The organism is Acinetobacter sp. 809848 (assembly GCF_000581275.1).
GTDB lineage: Bacteria > Pseudomonadota > Gammaproteobacteria > Pseudomonadales > Moraxellaceae > Acinetobacter > Acinetobacter pittii.
This window is the reverse complement of sequence record NZ_JEXG01000009.1, coordinates 100,489-120,106: the sequence shown is the minus strand read 5'-3', so window position 1 is coordinate 120,106 and position 19,618 is coordinate 100,489. Positions and strand designations below refer to the sequence as shown.

The 19,618-nt window shown below is 39.5% G+C and carries 19 protein-coding genes; 7 read left to right on the top strand and 12 right to left on the bottom strand.

Annotated features, from left to right (window positions below; translation table 11 throughout):
* Nucleotides 1-9: 9 nt before the first annotated feature.
* From sucC to sdhC, 9 genes are all read right to left on the bottom strand, one after another.
* Nucleotides 10-1,176, bottom strand: coding sequence for an ADP-forming succinate--CoA ligase subunit beta (gene sucC, locus J536_RS11625; RefSeq protein ID WP_001048573.1), 1,167 nt, complete (start codon nucleotides 1,174-1,176; stop codon nucleotides 10-12).
* Between the two features lie 148 nt (nucleotides 1,177-1,324).
* Nucleotides 1,325-2,758, bottom strand: a complete 1,434-nt coding sequence (gene lpdA / locus J536_RS11620; protein ID WP_002116053.1) for a dihydrolipoyl dehydrogenase — start codon at nucleotides 2,756-2,758, stop codon at nucleotides 1,325-1,327.
* Between the two features lie 61 nt (nucleotides 2,759-2,819).
* A complete protein-coding gene (odhB, locus tag J536_RS11615; RefSeq protein ID WP_005064561.1) occupies nucleotides 2,820-4,016 on the bottom strand; it encodes a 2-oxoglutarate dehydrogenase complex dihydrolipoyllysine-residue succinyltransferase in 1,197 nt (398 codons plus the stop codon).
* Nucleotides 4,016-6,856, bottom strand: a complete 2,841-nt coding sequence (locus J536_RS11610) for a 2-oxoglutarate dehydrogenase E1 component (protein ID WP_025466613.1) — start codon at nucleotides 6,854-6,856, stop codon at nucleotides 4,016-4,018. The genes odhB and J536_RS11610 overlap by 1 nt, the downstream gene beginning before the upstream one ends.
* Nucleotides 6,857-7,013: 157 nt before the next feature.
* On the bottom strand, nucleotides 7,014-7,142 hold the full coding sequence (locus J536_RS0104380; RefSeq protein ID WP_002116082.1) for a hypothetical protein: 129 nt from the start codon (nucleotides 7,140-7,142) through the stop codon (nucleotides 7,014-7,016).
* 283 nt (nucleotides 7,143-7,425) lie between these two features.
* Complete coding sequence (locus J536_RS11605) at nucleotides 7,426-8,136, bottom strand: succinate dehydrogenase iron-sulfur subunit (RefSeq protein WP_002116292.1); 711 nt, start codon at nucleotides 8,134-8,136, stop codon at nucleotides 7,426-7,428.
* A 14-nt stretch (nucleotides 8,137-8,150) separates the two neighbouring features.
* Entirely contained in the window at nucleotides 8,151-9,986 is a 1,836-nt protein-coding gene (sdhA, locus tag J536_RS11600; RefSeq protein ID WP_002116225.1) for a succinate dehydrogenase flavoprotein subunit, read from the bottom strand.
* 12 nt (nucleotides 9,987-9,998) lie between these two features.
* Nucleotides 9,999-10,364, bottom strand: coding sequence for a succinate dehydrogenase, hydrophobic membrane anchor protein (gene sdhD / locus J536_RS11595; RefSeq protein ID WP_000833672.1), 366 nt, complete (start codon nucleotides 10,362-10,364; stop codon nucleotides 9,999-10,001).
* Nucleotides 10,364-10,765, bottom strand: a complete 402-nt coding sequence (gene sdhC, locus J536_RS11590) for a succinate dehydrogenase, cytochrome b556 subunit (RefSeq protein WP_075384165.1) — start codon at nucleotides 10,763-10,765, stop codon at nucleotides 10,364-10,366. The genes sdhD and sdhC overlap by 1 nt, the downstream gene beginning before the upstream one ends.
* A 474-nt stretch (nucleotides 10,766-11,239) precedes the next feature.
* Here sdhC and J536_RS25110 point away from each other — a divergent pair, with 474 nt between their 5' ends.
* Entirely contained in the window at nucleotides 11,240-11,365 is a 126-nt protein-coding gene (locus tag J536_RS25110; protein ID WP_081404120.1) for a hypothetical protein, read from the top strand.
* Nucleotides 11,366-11,708: 343 nt separating this feature from the next.
* Nucleotides 11,709-12,983, top strand: coding sequence for a citrate synthase (gene gltA, locus J536_RS11585; protein ID WP_002116327.1), 1,275 nt, complete (start codon nucleotides 11,709-11,711; stop codon nucleotides 12,981-12,983).
* Nucleotides 12,984-13,057: 74 nt separating this feature from the next.
* Here gltA and J536_RS11580 read toward each other — a convergent pair whose 3' ends face one another.
* Nucleotides 13,058-13,543: a DUF1289 domain-containing protein gene (locus J536_RS11580; RefSeq protein ID WP_032062956.1), complete on the bottom strand. Its 486-nt coding sequence runs from the start codon at nucleotides 13,541-13,543 to the stop codon at nucleotides 13,058-13,060.
* A 111-nt stretch (nucleotides 13,544-13,654) separates the two neighbouring features.
* On the opposite strand from J536_RS11580, the gene J536_RS11575 reads away from it, so the two are divergent.
* Nucleotides 13,655-14,587 carry a rhodanese-related sulfurtransferase gene (locus J536_RS11575; protein ID WP_032062955.1) on the top strand — a complete coding sequence of 311 codons (933 nt, stop codon included), beginning with the start codon at nucleotides 13,655-13,657 and terminating at the stop codon, nucleotides 14,585-14,587.
* 123 nt (nucleotides 14,588-14,710) lie between these two features.
* Here J536_RS11575 and J536_RS11570 read toward each other — a convergent pair whose 3' ends face one another.
* A complete protein-coding gene (locus tag J536_RS11570; RefSeq protein ID WP_005064552.1) occupies nucleotides 14,711-15,235 on the bottom strand; it encodes a YecA family protein in 525 nt (174 codons plus the stop codon).
* Between the two features lie 74 nt (nucleotides 15,236-15,309).
* Nucleotides 15,310-15,516 (bottom strand): PA3496 family putative envelope integrity protein, encoded by a 207-nt coding sequence (locus tag J536_RS11565; RefSeq protein WP_002116495.1) that lies wholly within the window; start codon nucleotides 15,514-15,516, stop codon nucleotides 15,310-15,312.
* A gap of 358 nt (nucleotides 15,517-15,874) precedes the next feature.
* Between J536_RS11565 and rpoD the strand changes: the two genes are divergently transcribed.
* From rpoD to J536_RS11545, 4 genes are all read left to right on the top strand, one after another.
* The gene (gene rpoD / locus J536_RS11560; protein ID WP_002116414.1) at nucleotides 15,875-17,761 is read left to right on the top strand and encodes an RNA polymerase sigma factor RpoD; all 1,887 of its coding nucleotides are present in this window, start codon (nucleotides 15,875-15,877) and stop codon (nucleotides 17,759-17,761) included.
* A gap of 97 nt (nucleotides 17,762-17,858) precedes the next feature.
* Nucleotides 17,859-18,146, top strand: coding sequence for a YbeD family protein (locus J536_RS11555; RefSeq protein ID WP_002116017.1), 288 nt, complete (start codon nucleotides 17,859-17,861; stop codon nucleotides 18,144-18,146).
* A gap of 203 nt (nucleotides 18,147-18,349) precedes the next feature.
* Entirely contained in the window at nucleotides 18,350-19,003 is a 654-nt protein-coding gene (gene lipB / locus J536_RS11550) for a lipoyl(octanoyl) transferase LipB (protein ID WP_005064548.1), read from the top strand.
* Between the two features lie 81 nt (nucleotides 19,004-19,084).
* Nucleotides 19,085-19,618: a hypothetical protein gene (locus tag J536_RS11545; RefSeq protein WP_005072911.1), complete on the top strand. Its 534-nt coding sequence runs from the start codon at nucleotides 19,085-19,087 to the stop codon at nucleotides 19,616-19,618.

Here is a 19,618-nt window from a genome sequence, read left to right as displayed (position 1 = left end):
ATACTCCCCTTACGCTTTAACTGCAGCTACAACTTTTTCTGCGGCATCAGACAAGCCGTTTGCAGAAATTAATTTCAAACCAGATTCATCAAGTAATTTAGCACCTAACTCAGCGTTGTTACCTTCTAAACGAACAACAACTGGAACAGTTACGTTTACTTCTTGAACCGCTGCAATAATCGCTTCAGCAATCATGTCACAACGTACGATACCACCAAAGATGTTGATTAAAACACCTTGTACAGATGTATCAGCAAGGATGATTTTAAACGCTTCGATTACGCGCTCTTTAGTTGCGCCGCCACCAACGTCAAGGAAGTTTGCAGGCTGACCACCATAAAGTTTAATGATGTCCATAGTTGCCATTGCAAGACCAGCACCGTTAACCATACAACCGATGTTACCTTCTAAAGCAACATAGTTAAGATCAAATTCAGATGCTTTTAATTCACGCTCATTCTCTTGAGATTTGTCACGTAAAGCAGCAACTTTAGGTAAACGGTAAAGCGCGTTAGAGTCGATACCTACTTTCGCGTCTACACATAAAATTTCGCCATTTTCACGAACTGAAAGTGGGTTAATTTCAAATAAAGCAAAATCATTTTCAACAAATGCTTGGTAAGCAGCTGTCATGATTTTTACGAATTGACCGATTTGTTTGTCTTTCAAACCTAAAGCAAACGCAACTTCACGTGCTTGGAATGGTTGTAAGCCAACTAATGGATCAACTTCAACTTTGATAATTTTTTCTGGAGTTTCTTCAGCAACTTTCTCGATTTCTACACCACCTTCTGTAGAAGCCATGAAAGTAATACGACGGCTAGAACGGTCTACAACCGCACCTAAGTAAAGCTCACGCTCAACTGGGTATACGTCTTCAGCAACAATAATGCTGTTTACTGGTTGACCATTTGCATCTGTTTGATACGTTACAAGACGAGTACCAATGATATTGTTTGCAAATTCGATAACGTCTTCTTTAGATTTTGCAACTTTAACGCCACCAGCCTTACCACGACCACCAGCATGAACTTGCGCTTTCATTACCGCGAATTTACCACCAAGCTGTTCAAATGCAGCAACTGCTTCGTCTGCATTGGTAGCCAAGATACCTTCTTGTACTGGCATACCATATTCTTTCAATAACGCTTTAGCTTGATACTCATGTAAGTTCATTTAGTTACCTACTTAACTTTGTTTGTTGTCTTCAATTTGCGCAACATTCTCATGTTACATATGCAAATTGCTGTCTACGTCTTTCACCTTGATGCTTTTTTAATCACACCATCGAATGTGAAAAAGAGCGGAGAACCCGCTCTTTATTTTATTTACGCTTACGTTGAATCGCGTGAATTGCACGACCATCTACAGCAAGTGCAGCTTCATGAACAACTTCAGAGAATGTTGGGTGACCAAAAGTCATCAACTGAAGATCTTCAACTGAAGATACAAATTCAAGAGCGATCATACCTTGGTGTACGATATCAGATGCTGCAGGTCCAATAACATGCATACCTAATAAACGGTCAGTTTTTGCATCAGCAACAAACTTAACAAAACCAGCCCCTTCCCCCGCCGCTAAAGCACGACCATTTACAGCAAAACCGAATTGACCAGTTTTAACTTCATGACCTTTTTCTTTAGCTTGTTCTTCAGTTAAACCAACCCATGCCGCTTCCGGATGTGTATAGATAACAGAAATGATTGTGTCATAGTTCACTTGAGCTGCATGACCATGAATACGTTCAACAGCCATTACACCTTCTTCCATTGCTTTATGAGCAAGCATTGGACCACGAACTAAGTCACCAATCGCGTATACACCTTCTACAGAAGTTGCACAGTGATCATTTACTTCAACTAGACCGCGTTCAGTCAATTTAATGCCTGAATCATCTGCCAATAAACCTTCTGCATAAGCTTTACGGCCTACACAAACGATTAATTTGTCAAAAGTCTGAGTTTTTTCTTCGCCGCCTTGAGTGTATTTAACAGTCACTTCACGACCATTAATTTCAGTACCAGAAACTTTAGCACCGATACGAATATCAAGACCTTGCTTAGTTAAAAGTTTTTGGTAGTCTTTTGCCAAAGCTTTATCAGCCATTGGTAAGAATGCATCCATTGCTTCAAAAACAACAACTTCAGCACCAAGACGACGCCAAACAGAACCAAGCTCTAAACCGATTACACCTGCACCAATTACACCTAAACGCTTAGGTACTTCTGGGAAGTTCAATGCACCAGTTGAATCAACAATAATATCTTGATCTACAGGAGCTACTGGAATATTTACAGGCACAGAACCAGACGCAAGAATAACGTATTTAGGTTCTAAAACTTGAGTTTCGCCTTCATGAGAAACGAACTCAACTTTTTTACCAGCAAGTAATTTACCAGTACCTTTTAACCATTCAATGCCATTGCCTTTAAGCAATTGATCGATACCACCAGTTAATTGGTCAACAATTTTGTCTTTACGAGCAAGAAGCTTAGCAAGATCAAAATTCACTTCACCTGTAGTGATACCGTGATCAGCTAAGTGATGTACTGTATCTTCGTAACGGTGAGAAGAGTCAAGTAATGCTTTAGAAGGAATACAACCTACGTTTAAGCATGTACCACCCAAAGATGGCTTACCGTTGTGAATACGTTTTTCGATACAAGCGACTTTAAAACCTAGTTGAGCAGCGCGAATTGCAGCTTCATAACCACCAGGACCACCGCCAATAACAACAAGATCAAATTGTTGAGACATTGTTTATCTCCATGGTCCGAGATAGAGGATCACTCTACCTCGGTAATATTATTCGAAGAAATTAAAGATCAAGGATGAGTTTAGCTGGCTCTTCTAACAACTCTTTGATTGCTACCAAGAAACCTACAGCTTCTTTACCATCGATCATACGGTGGTCATAAGAAAGTGCTAAATACATCATTGGCAAGATTTCAACTTGACCATTTACAGCCATAGGACGCTCTTGGATTTTGTGCATACCCAAGATACCAGTTTGTGGCTGATTCAAAATTGGAGTTGAAAGTAATGAACCGAAAGTACCACCGTTAGTGATTGTGAAAGTACCACCAGTCATTTCTTCGATAGATAATTTACCATCACGTGCTTTAGCAGCATATGCACCAATACCAGATTCAACTTCTGCATAGCTCATACGATCAGTATCACGTAATACTGGTACAACAAGACCACGATCAGAAGATACTGCAACACCGATGTCGTAGTAACCGTGATAAACGATATCGTCGCCATCAATTGAAGCGTTTACAGCTGGGTAGCGTTTAAGCGCTTCAGTTGCTGCTTTAACGAAGAATGACATGAAGCCTAAACGAGCGCCATGACGTTTTTCAAAAGCATCTTTATATTGCTTACGCAATTCCATGATTGGCTTCATGTTAACTTCGTTGAATGTAGTTAACATTGCTGTTTCTTGAGTTGCAGCAAGAAGACGCTCAGCTACACGCTTACGTAAACGAGTCATTGGAACGCGTTTTTCGATACGCTCACCAACAGCCACACTTAACGGAGTAACGTTAGCAGCTGGTTTAGCTTGATGGTTTGCAACATCTTCTTTAGTGATACGACCACCACGACCAGTACCTTGTACGTCAGCAGCAGCAATACCAGATTCAGTTAATGCTTTACGAACTGCAGGAGCTTGATCAGATACAGTTTCTGTACGCTCAACAACAGGCGCTGCACCAGCTTGAGTTTGAGCAACTGCTTGCTCTACTGCTGCAGGAGCAGCCGCTGCTGCACCAGCACCAGCTTCAAATTGAGCAATAACTTCGTCAGAAAGAACTGTATCGCCTTCATCTTTAATGATTGCAACTAAGCTACCATCAGCAGGAGCAACAACTTCTAAAACAACTTTGTCGGTTTCAATATCACAGATTACTTCATCACGTGATACAGGTTCACCCACCTTTTTATGCCAAGTTGCGATGGTGCCATCTGCAACAGACTCTGGGAATACCGGTGCTTTAATTTCGGTTGCCATTATTGAGAATCTCCTGATTGTTCAGCTTCGATTGCCAATGCATCATTAATTAGCTGAGCTTGTTGTTTTGCATGCAAGTACGGTGAGCCACAAGCTGGTGCAGCAGAAGCTTCACGACCTGCAAAACTGATACGGATTTGTTTGCCAGATTTTAAGATATCGTCATATAAACGCGGTGCAATAAATAACCATGCGCCTTGGTTCTTCGGCTCTTCTTGTGCCCAAACGAGTTCTTTCACATTTGGATAAGCAGCCAAGATTTCCGCAAGACGTTGCTCTGGGTATGGATACAACTGTTCAATACGTACGATTGCAACATTAGTTAAGTTTTGTTCACGACGTTTTTCAAGTAAGTCGTAATAAACTTTACCGCCACAAAGTACAAGACGAGTTACATCTGACTTGTTAATTTGATCGATTTCATCAATTACAGTTTGGAATGAACCATTTGCAAGCTCTTCTAAAGTAGAAGTCGCAAGTTTATGACGAAGTAAAGATTTCGGTGACATTACAATCAATGGCTTACGAATTGGGCGTACAGCTTGACGACGTAATGCATGGAAAATCTGTGCAGGTGTCGTTGGAGTGATCACTTGCATGTTGTCTTCAGCACATAACTGTAAGAAACGTTCTAAACGAGCTGATGAGTGTTCTGGGCCTTGACCTTCGAAACCGTGTGGTAACAACATTGTTAAACCACAAACACGTTCCCACTTAGTCTCACCAGAAGCAATAAACTGGTCAATCACAACTTGAGCACAGTTTACGAAGTCACCAAATTGTGCTTCCCAAATAATCAAGCTCTTAGGAATTGTAGTTGCGTAACCATATTCGAATGCAAGAACTGCTTCTTCAGATAAAAGAGAGTCATAAATCGCAAAACGTGGTTGGTTCTCTTTCACATGACAAAGTGGAATGTAAGTTGAACCATCAGCTTGGTTATGCAATTTCGCATGACGGTGTGAGAAGGTACCACGACCCACGTCTTCACCAGTAATACGAACTAGATAATCTTCATCTAATAAAGTTGCATAAGCTAAAGTTTCTGCTGCACCCCAGTTTAATGGAGTTTCACCAGTTTGCATTTTTACGCGGTCTTCAATTACTTTTTGAACCTGACGCTGCATTACAAACCCTTCAGGAAGTTTGCTCATGCCCTCGCCTAATTCTTTTAAGCGATTTAAGTCAAATGAAGTATCCCAATCGTCTGTGTAGTCATGGCCCAAATATGGAGTCCAGTCAACAAACATTTTGGTATTTGGTTCAAGAATCAATGCATTTGCTACATGATTACCCGCTTCTAGATCAGAACGGTAATCTTCAACCATTTGGTCTGCTTCAGCACGATCAAGTACTTTCTCTTGAACAAGTTGATCAGCATAAAGTGTACGAGTAGTCGCTTTCTTCGCAATTACTTGATACATCAATGGCTGTGTACCAGATGGCTCATCTGCTTCGTTATGGCCACGACGACGATAACAGAACAAATCGATAACAACATCTTTACGGAATTCGTGACGGAAATCATGTGCTAATTGAGTAGCAAAGATAACAGCTTCAGGATCATCGCCATTTACATGGAAAATTGGCGCCTGAATCATTTTAGCAACGTCTGTACAGTATTCTGTAGAACGTGCGTCACGAGGATCAGAAGTTGTGAAACCTACTTGGTTGTTCACAATAATATGAACTGTACCGCCAACCGTATAGCCACGAGTTTGTGACATCTGGAAGGTTTCCATGTTCACGCCCTGACCTGCAAATGCCGCATCACCATGAACAATAACTGGTAAAACGTCATCACCGCCAATGTCTCTACGACGTACTTGACGTGCACGTACAGAACCTTCAACTACAGGACCAACAATTTCCAAGTGAGATGGGTTAAATGCTAATGCCAAGTGAACTTCGCCACCTGGAGTCATTACATTACTTGAGAAACCTTGGTGGTATTTAACGTCGCCAGAACCTTTTTTATGAATTGATTTACCTTCGAACTCACCAAATAAGTCCGCAGGGTTTTTACCCATAATATTCACAAGAAGGTTTAAACGGCCACGGTGTGGCATACCAATAACAACTTCTTTACAACCTACAGCACCAGCACGCTGAATAATCTCGTTTACCATAGGAATAAAAGATTCGCCGCCCTCAACACCAAAGCGTTTAGCACCGACGTATTTATTACCAAGATATTTTTCAAGACCTTCAGCAGCAGTTAAACGCTCTAAGAAGCCTTTCTTTTGATCATTTGTGTAATTGAATTTACCACGGGCACTTTCAAGACGTTGTTGAATCCAACGTTTTTCTTTTGTGTCCACGATATGCATGTATTCAACACCAATCGAACCACAATAGATTGATTCCATTGCTTCAATCATTTCAGCAAGCGTTGCTTCGCTTTTGCCGATTTCAAGATTGCCGGTATTGAATACAGTGTCTAAATCTGATTTGGTTAAACCGTGAGCTGAAAGATCTAAATCTGGAATCTCTTCACGCTTAGCAAGACCTAATGGATCTAATTTAGCTTTTTGATGTCCGCGATTACGATAAGCAGCAATAAGTTGTAAAACGCCAATTTGACGACGCTCATGCTCAGTACTTACAGTACTTTGTACAACAGGTTGAACACGATTAGCATTACGTCCTAGTAATAGGAATTGCTCACGCACAGCGCTGTGTGGTTGGTCACCCTTTGGATATTTATCGAAATATTGGCGCCAGTCCTCAGCTACAGAGGTTGGGGAAGTCAGGTACTGCTCGTAAAGTTCTTCAATATACGCTGCACTATCAGCGGAAAGTTCAGTGTCAAGACGCAATGCGTCAGCAACTTCTTGCATTTGTGGACCCATTTCCTATTGCAAAAAATATTACAGGCTGCCTTTTAAGCACACCCATGATGCATAATGCCAAATTGGTAAAAAAGGCATTACTTACCCAACAGGTCTCTAAGACCATGGGGCGTCATACTACCTAGAGAGAAAACTCCATAGGTAATTAATGAATCACAACGCCCTCAATGGCATCATCACTCACCTTATACTCGATTAAAACCGAGCAATTTTTTGCAAATCTTTTTAGAAAAATTAACTTTAAAATTAACTTTTCTAAAATGACTTTAACCATAAAAATTAAGCACAGATCTAAGATCGTGCTACTTAAATTAATTTCACTACTATACGCTTTTTTCACCTATAACTTTGTGGCAAATCGTATCATGTTCTTAAACAACGATTGATTTTTTTGACACATACCACCTATAAATTGGCGAAATACATAAGCGATTTTATCTTTTAATATATGGTGCAATATATAAAATCCTCGCTCTTTTCGACCAAAGTCTAAAGTTTACATTATAAAATTAAAAAAAAACGCACATCAAGGATGCGCGTTTTCTATTTGTGCAGAATTAACCCGCTTGATCTAATAGCATGTTACGGATGTGACCGATTGCTTTAGTAGGGTTTAGACCTTTAGGACATACTGACACACAGTTCATAATACCTTTACAACGGAACAAACTGAATGGATCGTCAAGACGAGCCAAACGGTCTGCAGTAGCAGTATCACGAGAGTCGATGATAAAACGGTATGCATTTAACAATGCTGAAGGACCCAAGAATTTATCAGGGTTCCACCAGAATGATGGGCATGAAGTTGAACAACACGCACAAAGAATACATTCATACAAACCATTTAAGTGTTCACGCTCTTCAGGAGACTGTAAACGCTCTTTAGGTGGAGCTGGTTGGTTATTGATCAAGAATGGCTGAATTTTGTCATATTGATCATAGAATTGGTTCATATCAACAACCAAATCTTTAACAACCGGCAAACCTGGTAATGGACGAATTACAATTTTCTCAGGCAGGTCATTTAAATTCCATAAACAAGCCAAACCATTTTTACCATTAATGTTTACACCATCCGAACCACAAATACCTTCACGGCATGAACGACGGAACGTTAATGATTCATCTTGAACCTTCAAAGCAAGTAATGCATCAAGCAACATACGGTGCTTATCAGTCAATTCAAGCTTGAAAGTTTGCATGTACGGCGCTTTATCCTTATCAGGATCATAGCGGTAGATTTCGAATGTACGAGTACCTCTACTCATCTTTATACTCCCGATTAGAATGTACGTGGTGCTGGTGGAATTGCATCAACAGTCAACGGTTTGAAGCGCACAGGCTTATATTCCAAACGATTGTCTGATGAATACCATAAAGTATGCTTCATCCACTCATCATCACGGCGACCGTATGAATAAGTTGGGTGATCAGCTGGCAATTCATAGTCAACTACAGTATGCGCACCACGACACTCTTTACGCGCAGCAGCTGAAATTAATGTAGCTTTTGCAACTTCATATAAGTTTTCAACTTCAAGCGCTTCAACACGTGCAGTGTTAAATACTTTAGATTTATCTTTCAAATGAATGTTGCGCACACGTGGCTCAAGAGCAAGAATCTCTTTAACACCTTTATCAAGCAAAGCTTGAGTACGGAATACACCAGCGTGGTCTTGAACGATATCACGAATCGCATCAGCAACTTCTTGTGCATTTTCGCCAGAAGTTGATTCATCCAATTTACGTACGCGATCTAAAGTTTGCTCTAATACGTTTGTTGGAAGTGGTGCATATTCATCACCATGATGCTTAGTTACGTAGTCGATAATGTGCTCACCAGCAGCTTTACCAAATACAACCAAGTCAAGAAGTGAGTTAGTACCTAAACGGTTTGCACCATGTACTGATACACAAGAACATTCACCAATTGCATAGAAACCTTTTACAGGTTTAGTGTAATTGTCTGTACCTGCTTCAGGTAAGCACACTTGACCATGCATATTTGTAGGAATACCACCCATTTGATAATGGATTGTTGGTACTACAGGAATTGGTTCTTTAGTAATGTCAACGTTCGCGAATTTTTTACCAATCTCAAATACAGATGGTAAACGCTTCATGATTGTGTCAGCGCCCAAGTGAGTCATATCTAGTAAGATATAATCACCTTTTGGACCACAACCACGACCCTCTTTAATTTCTTGGTCCATAGAACGTGATACGAAGTCACGTGGAGCCAAGTCTTTTAAAGTTGGTGCGTAACGTTCCATGAACGGTTCGCCGTCTTTGTTACGAAGGATTGCACCTTCACCACGACAACCTTCAGTTAACAATACGCCTGCGCCCGCAACACCCGTAGGGTGGAATTGCCAGAATTCCATATCTTGTAATGGAATACCAGCACGAGCAGCCATACCAAGACCGTCACCAGTATTGATATAAGCATTTGTTGATGCACGGTAAACACGACCAGCACCACCGGTCGCAAACAATGTCGCTTTTGCTTGGAATACTGCGATATTACCAGTTTCTTGGTCAATAGCTGTTACACCAAGAACATCACCTGCTTCGTTACGGATCAAATCAAGCGCGATCCATTCAACGAAGAACTGAGTACCCATTTTCACGTTGCTTTGATAAAGCGTGTGTAATAATGCGTGACCAGTACGGTCAGCAGCAGCACAAGCACGTGGAACTGGTTTATCACCATAGTTCGCAGAGTGGCCACCGAACGGACGCTGGTAAATTGTACCATCAGCGTTACGGTCAAACGGCATACCCATGTGTTCAAGTTCATACACAACTTTTGGTGCTTCACGACACATAAATTCAATTGCGTCTTGGTCACCTAACCAGTCAGAACCTTTTACCGTATCGTAAAAGTGGAAATGCCAGTTATCTTCTTGCATGTTACCTAACGACGCACCGATACCGCCCTGAGCAGCAACTGTATGTGAACGTGTTGGGAAAACTTTAGTAAGTACTGCAACTTTCAAACCTGCTTGAGCAAGTTGGTAAGAAGCACGCATACCAGAACCACCACCACCAACGATAACTGCATCGAAAGTGAGGTTTTGAATATTTGAATAATCTTCTTTAGGGGTTATCGCGCCCATGATATCTTCCTATCAATTCGCCCAGAAAATCTGGATACCCCAGATTGCGTACACAAACACTGCAATAATGACAGCCGTCGTCAGTACAAGGCGTAAACCTTTCGCTGAAGGACCCATTTGACGAGTAGTGACATAGTCAGTGAAAACTTGCCACATACCAATCCATGCGTGTGCGATAAGCGATAAAATTGCCAATAAAGAAAAAATCTTCATTGGTAATGTCATCATGAAGCCAGCCCACTGTTGATAGTCAAATCCACCTTTGCAGAGAATCCAACCAAAAAGAACAACAGTATAAGCTGCTAATACAACCGCACTTACACGCTGGATAAACCAATCACGAGAACCTGAACCAGTTAAACCTGTAGCACTTTTCATTAGAACATAATCCATACAAAGGCTGCGATAATGGCTACCACAGATAAGATCAATGAAATTGTCGCTGCAATACGACCACTTTGCAGTTCTTCAGCAAAACCTAAATCTGCAAGTAAGTGCTTAACTCCAGCAATAAAGTGGAATATCAAGCCGGCTGCAAATACCCAAACAACGAAACGTACAAGGATATTTCCAAAAACGACATTTTTAACGTAGTCAAATCCTTCTGGTGAAGATAATGATTTATCTAGAATCCATAAGAGAACTGGTACTAATAAGAAAACGATGACACCTGATAAACGGTGTAAAATTGATGCAATAGCCACGGGTGAGCGTAAATTTACCGCTAACACCTGACCCATGGACAAATTGACAGGTCTGTTGCTTTTCACAGCGGGCATCCTGTAGGTAGAAACTCCGACCGGAGTTTGTTGAATTAATTCCAAGGAAAGCTGGCATTGTTAGGCAAGCACAGCTCATGCCTAACCTATAAACGACACTGAATTATAAAACGCGAAGTATCAAAATACAAACAATCCACTTTGCCATTTCAGCAAAAAACCATTAAATAAGAATCATTCAAAACAATATTACATTATTAGGTCAATAAAAAAACTATACCTATACACACCATGTCCTTGTTTAAAATAACTTTTTATTTAATTTCATTTTTTCTGAAATTTCTTTTAAATAAGCCGATTTTAGACTAAAGATAAAGTTATAAATTCCTCATATCAATAGAAAAATGATCGCAATACCCTCCTATTTTCAATGTGAGCCATATTTTAAATAAGTGAACAGACTTATATTTCACATAGATATTAAGCGATCTACACTAATTTTTCGAAAGTGAATTTCATTAAAAAACAGTTCTTATGATTTTAAACTCGTCTGATAAGCTATTTTTTATACAATTAAACTTAAAAAAAGAACAATATTCTTTGTTACAACTAAATAAAAATACAATTTTTTTTAAGTATAAATTTGAAATTACACCATGAGTTTTATGATTTTTTTAAGCAGATTGGCATTTTCTACCGCCTTATTATTCTAAATTGCAATTTATAAATTTGCTTACAATTGTACTCATCCTTCATTTTTTTTCTGCACGTTCATGTTGAATTGACTTATTATACCATCCCGATGCAGTGATTTTACTGACTTTTTTGCTCGGGTCTTGATGACTAACTCTCTGTGGGAACGTCATTTTTTATCCATAAGTATAATTGACAAAATTTCAGTACTCACTAATCTTATAGCAAATTTTGACACCGTCTGATTCGCACATGAGAACATTAGGATTTCGAGTCAGATCAACATTCACCAGGACAGGAGATCTATTGAATGTCTGAAGCAAATGGCAAAAAAGCCGTATTACATCTTGATGGCAAAGAAATTGGTTTACCAATCTACAGTGGCACTTTAGGTCCAGATGTAATTGATGTCAGCAGCATACTGAAAGAAGGTCATTTTACTTTCGATCCTGGTTTTATGGCGACAGCCGCATGCGAATCTAAAATTACTTTCATTGATGGTGACAAAGGTATTTTATTACACCGCGGCTACCCAATTGATCAGTTAGCAACTCAAGCAGACTACCTTGAAACTTGTTATTTATTATTAAATGGCGAGCTCCCAACTGCTGAACAGAAAGTTGAGTTTGATACGAAAGTACGTGCTCACACTATGGTTCACGATCAAGTTAGCCGTTTCTTCAATGGTTTCCGTCGTGATGCTCACCCAATGGCAATCATGGTTGGTGTTGTAGGTGCATTATCTGCGTTTTATCACAACAACCTAGATATTGAAGACATCAACCACCGTGAAATCACTGCAATTCGCTTAATTGCAAAAATTCCAACGCTTGCTGCTTGGAGTTACAAATACACAGTAGGCCAACCATTCATCTATCCACGTAACGATTTAAGTTATGCGGAAAACTTCTTACACATGATGTTTGCTACTCCTGCTGACCGTGATTACAAAGTTAATCCTGTTCTTGCTCGCGCAATGGATCGTATTTTCACGCTTCATGCTGACCACGAACAAAATGCTTCTACATCTACAGTACGTCTTGCTGGCTCTACTGGTGCAAACCCGTATGCATGTATCTCTGCTGGTATCTCTGCACTTTGGGGACCTGCTCACGGTGGTGCAAACGAAGCAGTTCTTAAGATGCTTGATGAAATCGGTAGCGTTGAAAACGTTGCAGAGTTCATGGAAAAAGTTAAACGCAAAGAAGTTAAGCTTATGGGCTTCGGTCACCGCGTTTACAAAAACTTCGACCCACGCGCTAAAGTAATGAAGCAAACTTGTGACGAAGTTCTTGAAGCTTTAGGCATCAACGATCCTCAATTAGCACTTGCTATGGAACTTGAGCGTATCGCATTGAACGACCCGTACTTCGTTGAGCGTAAACTTTACCCTAACGTAGACTTCTACTCAGGTATCATCCTTAAAGCGATTGGTATCCCAACAGAAATGTTTACTGTAATCTTCGCTCTTGCTCGTACAGTTGGTTGGATCAGTCACTGGTTAGAAATGCACAGCGGCCCTTACAAAATCGGTCGTCCTCGTCAGCTTTATACTGGTGAAACTCAACGCGACATCAAACGTTAATATTCGAAAGAAAATTAATGAAAAAAAGCTGCCTTCTGGCAGCTTTTTTATTTACGTCTTTTTCTACTCTAAACTTATTCTTCTTCATATATAGTTAACAAGTGATGGCTAATTCCATCTGCTCGCAACCAAGCCAACTCATAGCTCGCTTTAGCCAAAGCTAAAACACGTCTTTCAAACTCAACCCATATTGTTTTGACTTGAGACTCCGAAATGCCCAAACCACTCTCGTGTGCTAAATGTTTATTTTTTTCACATATTTTTAAGGCGTGATAAAGCTTACGGCCTTGGCTCGCCCCTTCCATTAATCGAACACGCTTACTTAAAATAAATCCCTCAACATGCTGTAAGTCTGCATGAGGCAGCATCGGTACTAAGATTTGATTCAATTGATCATCTAAACGCTTCCATACAGCCAAACGCTGCTCTGCCGTATAAGTGTTCCATTGAATCACCTCGTGGTTAAAACGGCGACAACCACGACAAACCTGATCACCAAAAACTGTTGAACAACGCCCTGCACATGGGGTGAGAGAGAGCGTTCGATGATCATTACTCAAAACAAACTCCTTAAATAAACCATATACTTTTTATGGTTTTCTCGCTTATTACAAATTTTCGCGCTAAAATATGCGCCTTAAATTTCTATCTTAATACATTTGGAGTTTTCCATGAACGCTACTGTAGAACAGCTTGCACCTGTAGAACAGCAAGCGACCGCAAGTTGGGTTGTTGCAGCACTATATCAATTTAAAGAAGTTCAAGATCCTGCCGATCTTCAACAACGTTTATTAGACTTAGTGAAAACAATTAACCTCTGTGGAACTCTGATTGTAGCAGGTGAAGGAATTAATGGTACTGTTGCTGGTGATCGCATAGCAATTGATACACTACATCAATTTTTGCTCAATGAAGGCTTTGGCGCTATGGAATACAAAGAATCCCATAGTTCTGACAAACCTTTCCGCAAAATGAAAATTAAACTTAAAGAAGAAATTGTGACTTTAGGTGTTGAGGTTAAACCTCGTGACTTAGTCGGTCACTACCTTGATCCTAAAGAGTGGAATGATTTAATCGCACGTGATGATGTAATTTTAATCGACACACGTAATGATTACGAATATAAAGCGGGTACATTTAAGGGCGCAATTGACCCTAAAACTGAAACATTCCGTGAGTTTCCAGAATACGTCAAGAAAGAATTAGAGCAACATAAAGACAAAAAAATTGCGATGTTCTGTACTGGTGGTATTCGCTGTGAAAAATCAACTTCTTTACTTCTTCAAGAAGGATTTAAAGAGGTTTACCATCTTAAAGGCGGTATCCTTAAGTACCTAGAAGAAACCCCTGCTGATGAAAGCTTATGGGAAGGTGAATGTTTCGTATTTGACGGACGTACTGCTGTAACTCATGGTGTAGAGGAAGGCGTAAATATTAAATGTCATGCTTGCGGCTGGCCTTTAACTCCTGAAGAGTCTGCTCTACCAAGTTACGAACACGGTGTTTCTTGCGTTTATTGCATCGACAAAACCACTGAAAAGCAAAAAGCTGGTTTCCGTATGCGCCAGTCACAAATTGCTGCTGCAAAGCGTAAACGCCTATAAAACTATAATATAGTTTTTAAAGGGCATTTAGATTTCTAACTGCCCTTTTTTATTTATACCACTAATTTTTTTACAATAAAAAACGCCCTAGAAAGGACGTTATTTATTATTTCTTCTAATAAGTTAATTTGGCGTATGATACATCAAGTATAATTCATTCAAATTATCTGGGATTTCTTCTGCCAGTTCATCCATTAACTGTCCATTACGACGGAAAGATTCCATCTGTGGATCTTCTTCATCAATTCCACTAAATACCATCATTGGTAAAGTTAAATCAATTAATTGTTCCTCATATTCAGCTGCAAACCATGCATCTTCATTTAAGAACATCGCATCAACAAATCCAACACTCCAGTCGCCTAAGCTAGACTCAACATCAGCTTCTTCAATTTCAAACGGAAATTCAATTCCATTTTCATTTGCTAAGTCTTGTCGAATTGATTCTAACCACGCTTTGATCTGCTGAATAATTTCGGCAGGAACTTTTTTATGGTTATTATCAAATAATTCATCTAACCAACGATCAAACTGAGGGCCTACTGCAATTGCACACAGAAAACCATGAGTTGCAGCGAAATCTAGACCATACTCATTGTGGTCTCCATCTAGATATTCACTTAATTGGTCTAAATCTAACGCACTCATTGTGTTACCTGACTATAAAAAAGAAATCTACGATAGCATAGCATCTAAGCTGACGATGCCCTATTCAGATTTGATTAGTCTTCATCATCAAGATCATCATCGTCTAAATCGTAATCAAAATCTTTTAACTCACGCTCTAAACGGCGTTGAGCCAATAGATCATCAATTAATCTACGTTTTTCTAATGATTCTTTCGCAGTGATTTTGCCTGATGACTCATCAAAACCGACATCATCATCATCACCGTAGTTATCATCTAATTCAAAATCTGTAGAAGACACTAAAACTACCTCTAATGAAAAAATGTGAATGGGTCTAGCCGCTATTTATCTTGGTTATTAAATCGTGTCAAGTTTTATTTATATTTTTTTCATTAAACTGCATATTTGTACTTTTTTTCGCCCAAAAAATTGTGTATTTATAAAGCTGAACTATTTTTTTGATCAAAAAAAAATTCTATGATTTTTTCGATGATTTAAGCTTGAAAAAAATGATTTTATCCCAATATTCAAAAAACAGACGTGAATTCAAAGATATTTTTTATTTAACGGTTACTGATCAAAGCCAAAACATTTCAAGCAAATTGTGCTATCATGCACGGTTTTTCACTGCCACAGATTCAACAAAGAGTAAGCAAAGATGAGCGATATGCATTCCCCTACTTCTCAAGTAGCGGCTCTGATTAGCCGAGGCAAAGAACAAGGTTACTTAACTTACGCTGAGGTTAACGATCATCTGCCGGACTCGATTACTGAAAGCGAACAGATTGAAGACATTATTCAAATGCTTCAAGACGTTGGTATTCCTGTACACGAGCGTGCACCTGAATCTGACGATACCATGTTCGGTGAGTCGGCTGACGCAACTGATGAGGTTGCTGAAGAAGAAGCTGCTGCCGTACTTGCATCGGTTGAAAATGAGCCTGGGCGTACGACAGATCCTGTACGTATGTACATGCGTGAAATGGGTACAGTTGAACTGTTAACCCGTGAAGGTGAAATCAGCATTGCCAAACGTATTGAAGAAGGTATCCGTGATGTCCTTAATTCAATTGCTTACTGGCCAAATGCTGTTGAAGTTGTATTAAAAGAATATAATGATTTTTTAACTGGCGAACGCCGTCTTGCAGATATTTTATCAGGCTACCTCGATCCTGAAACTGATGAAGATATTCCAGAAGTTTTAGAAGAAGTTGAAGAACTTGAAGAAGAAGACGAATCATCTTCAAAATCAACGAAAGAAGTTAAGCTTGATGATGACGATGAAGAAGAAGAGTCTGAAGGTGATGATGACTCTGAAGGCGATTCAGGTCCAGACCCTGAGGTTGCAAAAGTTCGTTTTACTGAACTAGAAGCTGCTTGGGCTAAAACAAAAGCTGTTGTTGAAAAACATGGTCGTAACAGTCCAGAGGCTGAAGAAGCTTTAGAAGCTTTAGCTACTGTGTTCATGATGTTTAAATTTACACCACGTTTATTTGACATCATCTCTGAAATGATTCGTGGTACCCATGAGCAAATTCGTGCCAATGAACGTGAAATCATGCGTTATGCAGTACGTCGTGGCCGTATGGACCGTACTCAATTCCGTACATCTTTCCCTAAACAAGAATCTAATCCAGCTTGGTTAGATGAACAAATTGCTAAAGCACCTGCTGAAATCAAGGCGCATTTAGAAAAAGTTCGTCCAGATGTTTTAGCATTCCAACAAAAGATTGCAGATATTGAGAAAGAGCTTAGTTTAAGCGTTGCTGAAATTAAAGATATCTCTAAACGTATGGCGATTGGCGAAGCGAAAGCACGTCGCGCTAAGAAAGAAATGGTAGAAGCCAACCTCCGTTTGGTAATCTCGATTGCGAAGAAATATACCAACCGTGGTTTACAGTTCCTTGACTTGATTCAAGAAGGGAACATTGGTTTGATGAAAGCTGTAGACAAGTTTGAATACCGTCGTGGTTATAAATTCTCGACTTATGCAACTTGGTGGATTCGTCAGGCGATTACTCGTTCGATTGCCGATCAGGCTCGTACAATCCGTATTCCAGTACACATGATTGAAACGATTAACAAGATCAACCGTGTATCTCGTCAATTGTTACAAGAAATGGGCCGTGAACCAACACCTGAAGAATTAGGTGAACGTTTAGAAATGGATGAAGTTAAGGTTCGTAAAGTACTTAAAATTGCTAAAGAACCGATTTCGATGGAAACACCTATTGGTGATGATGAAGATTCACATCTTGGGGATTTCATTGAAGATCAAAACATCACTTCTCCAATTGATGCTGCGACTTCAGAAGGCTTAAAAGAAGCAACTCGTGAAGTATTGGAAAACTTAACTGAACGTGAAGCAAAAGTATTGAAGATGCGTTTTGGTATTGATATGCCAACCGATCACACACTTGAAGAAGTTGGTAAACAATTTGACGTAACACGTGAACGTATCCGTCAGATTGAAGCGAAAGCATTGCGTAAATTACGCCACCCTTCTCGTTCTGAACATTTACGTTCTTTCTTGGAAAATGACTAAGTTTTGAAAGCTTGAAATTTCAAAACCAAGCCCCATTTAATAGAAAGAGCTATAAACGCCTGCGATAATGCAGGCGTTTCAAATCATGAGGTAACTTATGTTAGACCGCACTCCATCTCGCGAACTACAAGAACATCTTTGGGTATTTCCGATGGATTATCCAATTAAACTTATTGGCGATGCGGGTGAAGAATTACGTGTTGCTGTAGTCGATATTTTGGTAAAACATTTTCCAGACTTCGACCACTCAACATTAAAAGTTCAAGAATCTCGCACCGGCAAGTATCATTCTTTAACAGCACAATTGCGCTTTGAAGAATTGGAACAAGTTCATGCACTTTATGCTGACTTGGCTGCTTGTCCGCAGATTAGAACTGCGCTTTAATTTTAAGTTCTTCAATCAATACCACAGTCAGGCATTCTTACTGTGGTATTTTTTTTGGAAATTTTAAAAACTTCCTACCACGAAAAACCTTACAAATATTTAGAATTCCTTTTATAAAATCCTTTAAAATTACAAGATTTTCGGCTTTTATCTAGTAGATATTAACTGGGCGCCGCATAAACTAATTATAGGAAGAGATTGTGATGAGCCTTGATAAACCCAACTTAATCATTCGGCAATGGAACGATTTACAAGATTATCAAAGCAAGTTTGAAACCATGAAACTCTTAACAAATGAGCGAGATCAAGATACGCCTGATGAGTTATGGTTACTTCAACATCATAATGTTTTAACTCAAGGTCAAGCTGGTAAACCTGAACACATCTTAATTTCATCAGATATTCCTGTAGTGCAAACTGACCGTGGTGGACAAGTGACTTGGCATGGACCTGGTCAACTTGTTGCTTACTTCATGTTTGATCTTAATCGTCTAAAATGGAACGTACGAACATTGGTCAGTTTTGCTGAACAATTCATGATAGATGTTTTAAAAAAATACGGAATTGAAGCGTATGCTAAGCCTGATGCTCCAGGAGTATATGTCGATGGCCGTAAGATTGGTTCCTTAGGTTTTAAAATTCGTCGTGGTCGTAGCTACCATGGGTTAGCGCTAAATCTGGACTGTGCCCTAGATGGGTTCCAGACGATCAATCCTTGTGGCTACGCTGGTTTAGAAATGGTGCGTATACAAGATTTGGTGACTCCTTATCCATCATTCACTCAACTTTGCCAAGACTTTATTGAGTATATTAAGAACACTGGATACTTTAATGACCCAGAAGTCAAAACTGAATAAATCGCTTTGCGATGAAATAAAAATGGATTAGAGTAATTACTCTAAATTTGCTTTTGCATAATTTTAACAAGGGATACGCGAGTGATTTCGACAAAAGCTGTAAAGCCTACTCTGCAACTTGCCTACGTTAAGCTCATGATGGATGTTGTTGGTCGTGGCTTAGTCATGGCAAGTCAAGTGGACACTGAAATACAAGAGGAAGTATCTAAATTTCCTGTTCACTTTGTACTTTCAATGAATGTTTTCCCAAATGGACCAGCATTTTTTGCTCGAGTCACAGAAGACAAACAGTTAGAGCTACTCAAAAGAGCTGAAAGAAAGCCAGACTTAACTATTACATTCAAACATGTAACTCATGCCTTTTTAGTATTTTCTTTTCAAGAAAGTACTGCCCAAGCATTTGCTAATGACCGAATGATTGCTGATGGCGATGTATCTGCTGCCATTCGCTTAGTACGCTGTCTAAATAAAATGGAATCTCTCATTTTACCTAAATTGGTTGCGTCTCTTGCAGTCAAAGAATACCCAACCGAACTCACCCTAAAAGAAAAATTCAACGAAGCTGCAAATATTTACTTAAAAGTAGCTAAGTCCTATTTCAAGCGGAGCGCATAA

Bases quoted from the DNA above. Each gene is read 5' to 3' on its own strand.
- sucC (WP_001048573.1), bottom strand. From the start codon at position 1,176: ATGAACTTACATGAGTATCAAGCTAAAGCGTTATTGAAAGAATATGGT.
- lpdA (WP_002116053.1), bottom strand. From the start codon at position 2,758: ATGTCTCAACAATTTGATCTTGTTGTTATTGGCGGTGGTCCTGGTGGT.
- odhB (WP_005064561.1), bottom strand. From the start codon at position 4,016: ATGGCAACCGAAATTAAAGCACCGGTATTCCCAGAGTCTGTTGCAGAT.
- J536_RS11610 (WP_025466613.1), bottom strand. From the start codon at position 6,856: ATGCAAGAAGTTGCTGACGCATTGCGTCTTGACACTGAACTTTCCGCT.
- J536_RS0104380 (WP_002116082.1), bottom strand. From the start codon at position 7,142: ATGGTTAAAGTCATTTTAGAAAAGTTAATTTTAAAGTTAATTTTTCTA.
- J536_RS11605 (WP_002116292.1), bottom strand. From the start codon at position 8,136: ATGAGTAGAGGTACTCGTACATTCGAAATCTACCGCTATGATCCTGAT.
- sdhA (WP_002116225.1), bottom strand. From the start codon at position 9,986: ATGGGCGCGATAACCCCTAAAGAAGATTATTCAAATATTCAAAACCTC.
- sdhD (WP_000833672.1), bottom strand. From the start codon at position 10,364: ATGAAAAGTGCTACAGGTTTAACTGGTTCAGGTTCTCGTGATTGGTTT.
- sdhC (WP_075384165.1), bottom strand. From the start codon at position 10,765: ATGCCCGCTGTGAAAAGCAACAGACCTGTCAATTTGTCCATGGGTCAG.
- J536_RS25110 (WP_081404120.1), top strand. From the start codon at position 11,240: ATGATTTTAAACTCGTCTGATAAGCTATTTTTTATACAATTAAACTTA.
- gltA (WP_002116327.1), top strand. From the start codon at position 11,709: ATGTCTGAAGCAAATGGCAAAAAAGCCGTATTACATCTTGATGGCAAA.
- J536_RS11575 (WP_032062955.1), top strand. From the start codon at position 13,655: ATGAACGCTACTGTAGAACAGCTTGCACCTGTAGAACAGCAAGCGACC.
- J536_RS11570 (WP_005064552.1), bottom strand. From the start codon at position 15,235: ATGAGTGCGTTAGATTTAGACCAATTAAGTGAATATCTAGATGGAGAC.
- rpoD (WP_002116414.1), top strand. From the start codon at position 15,875: ATGAGCGATATGCATTCCCCTACTTCTCAAGTAGCGGCTCTGATTAGC.
- J536_RS11555 (WP_002116017.1), top strand. From the start codon at position 17,859: ATGTTAGACCGCACTCCATCTCGCGAACTACAAGAACATCTTTGGGTA.
- lipB (WP_005064548.1), top strand. From the start codon at position 18,350: ATGAGCCTTGATAAACCCAACTTAATCATTCGGCAATGGAACGATTTA.